The organism is Marinobacter vinifirmus (genome assembly GCF_002258215.1).
In the GTDB taxonomy this organism is placed as follows: domain Bacteria; phylum Pseudomonadota; class Gammaproteobacteria; order Pseudomonadales; family Oleiphilaceae; genus Marinobacter; species Marinobacter vinifirmus.
Genome location: NZ_NEFY01000040.1, coordinates 1 through 7,252 on the forward strand (window position 1 = coordinate 1; position 7,252 = coordinate 7,252).

Annotated in this window: 7 protein-coding genes; 5 read left to right on the forward strand and 2 right to left on the reverse strand. The window is 52.0% G+C overall.

The genetic code is table 11. From position 1 onward, the window contains the following. Positions 1-108 precede the first annotated feature (108 nt). Positions 109-741, reverse strand: a complete 633-nt coding sequence (locus tag B9Q17_RS17615) for a metallophosphatase domain-containing protein (RefSeq protein ID WP_094626168.1) — start codon at positions 739-741, stop codon at positions 109-111. Further along, on the reverse strand, positions 738-1,331 hold the full coding sequence (locus B9Q17_RS17620; RefSeq protein ID WP_094626169.1) for a 3'-5' exonuclease: 594 nt from the start codon (positions 1,329-1,331) through the stop codon (positions 738-740). The genes B9Q17_RS17615 and B9Q17_RS17620 overlap by 4 nt, the downstream gene beginning before the upstream one ends. A gap of 473 nt (positions 1,332-1,804) precedes the next feature. On the opposite strand from B9Q17_RS17620, the gene B9Q17_RS17625 reads away from it, so the two are divergent. The 5 genes from B9Q17_RS17625 to B9Q17_RS17645 form a co-directional block, all read left to right on the forward strand. Continuing rightward, positions 1,805-3,535, forward strand: a complete 1,731-nt coding sequence (locus B9Q17_RS17625; protein WP_094626170.1) for an ATP-dependent nuclease — start codon at positions 1,805-1,807, stop codon at positions 3,533-3,535. Beyond that, positions 3,528-4,943 carry a UvrD-helicase domain-containing protein gene (locus tag B9Q17_RS17630; protein ID WP_094626171.1) on the forward strand — a complete coding sequence of 472 codons (1,416 nt, stop codon included), beginning with the start codon at positions 3,528-3,530 and terminating at the stop codon, positions 4,941-4,943. Before B9Q17_RS17625 ends, B9Q17_RS17630 begins: the two co-directional genes overlap by 8 nt. A 389-nt stretch (positions 4,944-5,332) precedes the next feature. Continuing rightward, a complete protein-coding gene (locus tag B9Q17_RS17635; protein WP_094626172.1) occupies positions 5,333-5,899 on the forward strand; it encodes a recombinase family protein in 567 nt (188 codons plus the stop codon). Positions 5,900-5,967: 68 nt separating this feature from the next. Next, positions 5,968-6,165 (forward strand): hypothetical protein, encoded by a 198-nt coding sequence (locus tag B9Q17_RS17640; RefSeq protein ID WP_094626173.1) that lies wholly within the window; start codon positions 5,968-5,970, stop codon positions 6,163-6,165. Between the two features lie 72 nt (positions 6,166-6,237). Further along, on the forward strand, positions 6,238-7,252 hold a 1,015-nt coding region (locus B9Q17_RS17645), incomplete at its 3' end, for an IS630 family transposase (RefSeq protein ID WP_094626020.1).

Below are 7,252 nucleotides of genomic sequence, written 5' to 3' on the forward strand. Positions count from 1 at the left end.
CCGGTTTCGTAGCCCTCGACCAGCACTGGCGTCTCCGGCGGCAACTTTTGTAGTTGCGTTATCAGCTCTTCTGCTGTCATTTCGACTCCCCGGTCAAATTTGACCGCTTCAAACTTCTATCACAATCGGCGCGTTCCGCGGCTCATACCGAGCGGTGCAGGTGCTGGCATTGATCAACGTCGTTAGCCCCTTCTGATACTCCCCATAGCCTTCATGGATATGACCAAAAATGTGCGCTTTGAGTGAGAGTTGCTGGATTCGGTCAAGCAAGTCAATGCAGCCAACATTCTGGCATTTGAATCCAAGGTTTGCCTCATCGCCGATACCTTTGGGTGGGCCGTGGGTAATGAGCACATCGGTATCGCTCGGTATAAGCTGCCATTTTTTGTGCAACTGCTGGCCACGCTCCAGCATAAATGCCCAATCCATAAAGGTGGGCGTCCAGGGTGAACCCCAGAACCGAATACCCTCAATCTCCACGCCGCTGTCTTCCAGGTAAATGGCATTCGTTAGTGCCTGCCGTGCTAATTCCGGCGTTTCCTGGAAGGCCCAGTCGTGATTACCGGCAATCACAATCTTATACCGATGCGGTAGCGTTCCGAGCCATTCATTGAGCTCTTCTATGTTTTCCAGCGTGCCCAGGCCCAGGCAGTCACCGGCATGGATCAAGACATCGCCATCTGGAATATCTGGTAGGCGATGGTGCAGACTGTGAGTGTCGGAAATACAGACCAGTTTCATACTGGCACCTCCGGTGGCGTCAGCAACTCGGGTTCCAAAGACCAATCCATATACGGGAGGACTCGGGCCATATTTCGCGCATCGTCCACACCACGATGGTGATGGCCCTCAAATTCCAATCCGTGAAAGGCTAGCGCGTTGGCAAAACCATTCTTCCTCTTCTGGCCGGTGGTGCGGCGCCAGATACGTTTCAGGTTCAGATGAGGGCGGGCCAGGATAGCTGGCTGCGCCCCGTCCAGCAGGCTTTGGGCTTCCAGATGCAATCTGTCGTAGTTGCCCCAGCTGCACCAGATGAAATCGTCCGGCAGATCACCCAGCCAGGCATTCATGGCCTCAATCGTCTCGGGGAGCGTGGGCGCGGCATCCACCATCGACTGGGTGATCCCGGTCAGCTCCATGCAGAAGTCGCTCAGCACAGGATTCCGGGTTGGCCTGACCAGAAACGAGCAGGCGTTCAGCAGGTTTCCCTTCCGAGTGGCGACGGCACACCCAACTTCAATGATCTCCATGTTGTGGATACTCTGAGAATCACCATTGGGTGCCCGCTGCATCTCCCAGCAAGTTGCCTCTAGGTCCACAATCAGCAACATTGATTGTTCCAGCCCTGTTTATCCAACACCCAAACACAACATGTAGGCTTTAAACCCACCACCCAACGCATCATATAGATGAACCGCACAAGGCCATGCTACCAATGCCCGCAAAGCTGCGCCACCGGTTTTCCAGAACTCGACCTTGAAAAACAGGTTTGAGCGACAAGACCATAACAGGCAAAAGCCATGCATTCTGACTATCAACAAGCAACCCGAAATGCCTCATTTCCTGCACATCAGGCCGGTGCCCGAGTTTCAAGATCGATTCGTCATTTCGCCACGACTTGGGCGAAATTAGAGGCAACGGAGTGGCCGGTAAGGTCGCAAAGCGAACATTCAAATGGGGCAATAACGGCCGCAGGAACGCCTACGTTTGTTAGGTGGACTCAGCAATTGAGAAGCCTCATACCCCGGACATGTCTTAATAGGCTAGACTTTCCGTTTTGCATTGGTCGGAAAGGAGATAGTAAGTGGCCTGCATCAGATGGATCGTAATCAAAAATTTCAGGGGGATTAAGAAACTAAGTTGGCAACCGGAGCCAGGGATGAATTGCTTAATTGGTCCAGGCGATAGTTCAAAATCGACCGTTCTAGATGCTATTGATCTTTGCCTTGGGGCTCGCCGAAACGTGCCTTTCGCTGATACTGATTTTCATAGGATGGATACCTCCAATCCGATCCAAGTTCATATCATAGTGGGCATGCTCCCTGAGGAACTTTTGTCGATCGATGCCTATGGAATATTTCTCAAAGGCTATGACGCTGCCAAAAGCCAACTCTACGATGAGCCGCAAACAAATCTAGAACCGGTTTTGCAGGTCTCCCTGACAGTAGAAAGCGACCTTGAACCCTCCTGGACGATACATTCCGAACGTTCGAATGCTGAAGGCATTGTTCGCCAGGTCGCCTGGAGGGAGAAAGTCATGTTGGCGCCAACGCGGATTGGGACTAGCTCTGACTACAATTTAAGTTGGCAAAGAGGGTCAGTTCTAAACAAGCTGACGGAAGAGCGTGCGGATGCTTCAGCTGCACTGATCCAGGCAGGGCGTGATGCCCGTGAGGCATTTGGCACTCAAGCCAATAGCCAACTTGCCGATGCACTTGGTATCGTCACGGATACAGCAAGCGACCTTGGAGTGAATGTCGGTGGTAGCGCGCAAGCCTTACTTGACTCACATTCAGTCTCGTTTGGATCAGGAACTATTGCCCTCCACAACGCCGAGGGTATTCCACTTAAGGCTATGGGTGTAGGTTCTAGCAGGCTCTTAATTTCGGGACTACAGCGCCATACAGTCACGGGATCGACGATTGTTCTCGCAGATGAGCTGGAGTATGGATTGGAGCCACATCGTGTTGTCAGTCTATTACGGTCACTTGGCTCAAAGGACTCGGAGCCACAACGCCAGGTTTTTGCAACAACACACTCCCCTATCGCATTGAGAGAACTCAATGGTTCCCAGCTTACGGTAATTCGCCCAACAGCTGATGATCACTTTGTTGCAAATATAGGCCAGACCGACCAACTCCAAGGGACGATACGCCTGTTCCCAGAGGCCTTTCTCGCTCGGAGTGTCATCGTTTGTGAAGGCGCAACGGAGGTGGGTTTTTTAAGAGGAGTTGATGTATATAGAGCGGACCATGGTGCCCCTTCTTTCACCGCTTTAGGCGCATCCCTCGTCGACATTGGTGGCGGCCACCCAGACAAAGCTTACGAGCGAGCTTTAGCCTTTCAAAAGCTCGGCTATCGGGTCATGGTGGTGAGAGATGCTGATATCCAACCAAACCCCTTATTAGAAGCCGAATTTACTCAAAATCATGGGCAAGTACTGCATTGGCAGGCTCCCTTATTTCTTGAACAACAATTGTTTAACAGCCTACCAAGCGATGCTTGCATTGACCTTCTCTATCGTGCAATTGAGCATCACGAGGACTTGGTTGATAGCCACTTGAGGACGGTGTCAGATGGCACGATGGGATCCCAGACGATTATCGATGAGCAACTAACGACAGGCGCGCTCTCACAGGAAACCCGGGCTTGCCTTGGCAGGGCGGCCAGCCAAAAAAGAGGCTGGTTCAAAAGCATAGGAATTATGGAGGCAGTGACCAGAGACATTATTGCTCCTGCACTAAACCGATCAGCGCCAGATTTACTCACAATAATGAGTGAGCTTTCCATTTGGGTGGAGATGCGGGATGCCTGAAATCGATCTCTTGGCTATTGATCGAGGGTCCGTGATGGCTCCAGCCGGATGTGGGAAAACGGAACTTATAACTGAAGCGCTTAAGGCTCATTCCGGTTCGAAGCCAATTTTAGTCTTAACCCATACCAATGCCGGGGTAGCTGCTCTTCGAACACGACTCAATCGTGCTGGTGTTTCCAGCAATCGGTACCGGTTAGTAACAATAGATGGCTGGGCACTGAAACTCATCAAGATGTTTCCCTCCGTCTCTGGACATGACCCCAGCATCACTGACGTACTAAATCCTCGTCGGGATTATCCTGCTATACGCCAAGCCGCGAGCATCTTACTTCAGCGTCGTCACTTATGGGCATTACTTCAAGCCTCATACGACCGTGTGATTGTTGACGAGTACCAAGATTGCAACACTGTTCAGCACGCAATCGTTTGCGCTCTCGCCCAAGAACTTCGTACTTGCGTGTTAGGGGATCCAATGCAGGCGATATTCAGTTTTGGTGGGAATGTCTTGGTCGACTGGGAACAAGAAGTCAGCAGATTTTTCCCAGCTTCAGGGGAACTTAATACGCCCTGGCGTTGGAAAAATGCTGGAGCCGAAGATTTAGGGCATTGGCTTCTTTTCGCCCGTGGAGAGCTTCTTGCAGGACGTGCAATTGACCTGCGGCAGGCTCCATCCCTTGGCGTCGAGTGGCACCCACTCGGCAGCGGAAATGATGCGGAGGTTAGACGTCAGGCCGCGAAGACGACAATATCAAAACCTGGTGCGCGGGTACTTGTTATTGGCGAAGCGACCAACGTAACTGGGCATCATGACTGCGCAAAACAGACCCCAGGAGCTGTTGTGGTTGAGGCGGTCTCGCTGAACCAACTGATTGGGTTCGCAGAGGATTTTAACCCTGGAGCTGAGAATGGGCTCTCTGTACTCGCTGCATTTGCGCAAAGTACCATTACCGGTGTTTCTTCTGTCGAACTAGCTAAACGACTTGCCACGATCAATAGCGGACGCTCAAGAAAGTCGCCTTCACCGGCGGAACTAGAAGCTCTGAACTTCCAGAAGACCCCCTCTTACGACACCGCGGCCAGGTATTTGGAAGTTTGTCACACCATGAACGGCACCCGGGTTTTCCGCCCAGCCCTTCTTTTCAGTGGTATCGAATCGCTACGTTCAGCTCACCAAAAAGGAGTTACTTTAAAAGAAGCGGCTCTCCAAGTTCGGGAAAACTATCGAGCAAAAGGCAGAAAAATCCCTAACAGAGGTGTTGGCAGTACCCTACTGCTCAAAGGCCTGGAGGCTGAAGTCGTGGTCATCCTCAACGGTGACCAGCTGACAAAGCAGAACCTCTACGTTGCCATTACACGCGGAGCGATGCGGGTGATCGTTTGCAGTAGTAGTCCTATTCTAGGTATTTGAGAGATAGGGCCGCGTCAACTATTTAATGGCGCCAGACTAGAGAGTAGTTCTGTCCCGTTTCCAAGGACGTTTATAAAACTACTGCGAACTTACCGTCCCGGAGAGGCAGAAAGTTCCGCTTTCCGGTGGGAGCGTGTATCTTTGCAAAGCTCCCCAATGTTCGCTTTTGTTTCATCCTGGCTTGGACGGCAGCCATTGCGTTGTCACTCTAGTGTTGCGGCCGCGCCCTTGTCCTGACCTAAGGTCCCGCGCTTTGCCGGGCTATGTTTTTGAACAGAAAATGGTCGTTTGTTGGACACTCTCGTTCACCCCTCAAAATTACCCAATTTCGGCTTGTTTCGCGTCCAACAATCACGTACAACAATCTATGAACAGAAAAGGTGCCTTTTATGATCATAGGTTATGCACGCGTCAGCACCCAAGACCAAAACCCCGAACTCCAAGTGGATGCCCTGGAGAAAGCCGGGGCTGAACAGGTGTTTCAGGAAAAATTCACCGGAACTCTCCGGGAGCGACCTGAGCTGTCGCAGTGTCTCCGTACGCTCCGGAAGGGCGATATCCTGATCGTGTGGAAGCTGGACCGCCTCGCCCGATCATTGAAGGACCTGGTGGAGATTGTTCAGGACCTCCAGGATCGTGGGATTGGCTTTAAGTCCCTGACGGAATCCATCGACACCACCAGTTCAGGCGGCCGCCTGGTATTCCATATTTTCGGGGCCCTGGCTGAGTTTGAGCGAGACCTGATTCGGGAGCGGACAATGGCTGGATTGGAGGCTGCTCGGGCCAGGGGGCGCAAGGGCGGCCGGAAGCCGGCGTTGTCCAAGACGGACACACAGAAAGCCGCCGCGATGTTATTGGACCCGAAGATCACCAAGACTGAGGTGGCGCAGCATTTTGGAGTTAGCCGCACGACATTAAACGCTTCTCTCCGCAGGATAGAGCAAAAATTACTATGAAAAGAGTGTAAATTTTCCCCCGTAAAGCCTAAATACAGATCAACGTTCTAAAGGAAGAAATAGAATCCATGCCAACATTACGATGGCTGACCAGAGACGAAGATGAGCGCATTGCTGAGCGCACCCCGTATCGCCTGTTAGAAGAAGTTCCTGAGCTGAGCTATGGTGACCGGGGTACGATTAACATGCTAATTCAGGGTGACAATTTAGATGCGCTCAAGGCACTTTTGCCCTATTACGCTGGCCAAGTAAAATGCATCTACTAATGGGTTCGAAAGTAAGCGAACATCATTTATAATGTAGGCTCCGTTCGCCAAGCTTATCGGATATTTACACACATGCGCCACGATGACGGTCGTAAACTTGATCACAAAACATTAGAAGCCATTCGCGTTCGCGCCGTTCAACGGGTCATGGATGGCGAGAGTCCAGAAGTCGTCATCAAAGCGCTGGGGATGAGCCGAGCACGAATCTATGAATGGCTGGCTGCCTACCGCGAGGGTGGCTTTGACGCGCTCAAGGCCAAGCAGATTTCCGGTCGTCCCAAGAAACTGAGCGGTGCTCAGATCCGGGAGCTGTATATCTGGATAACGACCTTTACGCCGGACCAGTTGAAGTTTGATTTTGCCCTGTGGACTCGGGGCCGAGTGCGTGAGCTCATCCGGCAAAAGTTCAACGTCCGGTTAAGCGATGTCTCGGTCGGTCGTCTGCTTCGAAACCTGGGGCTGACGCCTCAGAAACCCCTGCATCGGGCCTACCAGCAAAAGCCAGAGGCCGTGAAACAATGGAAAGAAGAGACCTACCCGGAAATTCGCAAGGAAGCAAAAAAAGTCGGCGCCACCATCTATTTCGGCGATGAAGCCAGCATTCGGTCTGATTATCACAGTGGCACCACCTGGGCACCCAGGGGTGAAACTCCGATCATCCGTAATACGGGCAGTCGCTTCAGCATCAATCTGATCTCGGCCATCTCGCCTCGCGGCGAGCTTCGCTTTAAGACCATTCAGGGCAACATGAACACCGATGCGTTTCTTGGTTTCCTCAAGGCTCTGGTGCAAGACGTTGACAAGCCGGTTTTCCTGATCCTCGATAACCACCCGGTTCATCATGCTCGTCGGGTTCGAGACTATGTTGAGAGTCTCGACGGCAAGCTCAGGTTGTTCTTCCTGCCGCCGTACTCGCCGGAGCTGAATCCTGACGAGTCTGTTTGGGGCTATATCAAATACCATCACGTCGGTAAAAAGATCATTAACAGCAAAGAACAACTTCGGAGCACTGTTTACCGGCAGCTTCGACGTTTGCAAAAATTGCCACGACTATTGAAATCGTTTTTTGGCCATCCGGATTTGGCTT

Coding starts and splice junctions, on each gene's coding strand:
- B9Q17_RS17615 (WP_094626168.1), bottom strand. CDS start 741: ATGAAACTGGTCTGTATTTCCGACACTCACAGTCTGCACCATCGCCTA.
- B9Q17_RS17620 (WP_094626169.1), bottom strand. CDS start 1,331: ATGTTGCTGATTGTGGACCTAGAGGCAACTTGCTGGGAGATGCAGCGG.
- B9Q17_RS17630 (WP_094626171.1), top strand. CDS start 3,528: ATGCCTGAAATCGATCTCTTGGCTATTGATCGAGGGTCCGTGATGGCT.
- B9Q17_RS17635 (WP_094626172.1), top strand. CDS start 5,333: ATGATCATAGGTTATGCACGCGTCAGCACCCAAGACCAAAACCCCGAA.
- B9Q17_RS17640 (WP_094626173.1), top strand. CDS start 5,968: ATGCCAACATTACGATGGCTGACCAGAGACGAAGATGAGCGCATTGCT.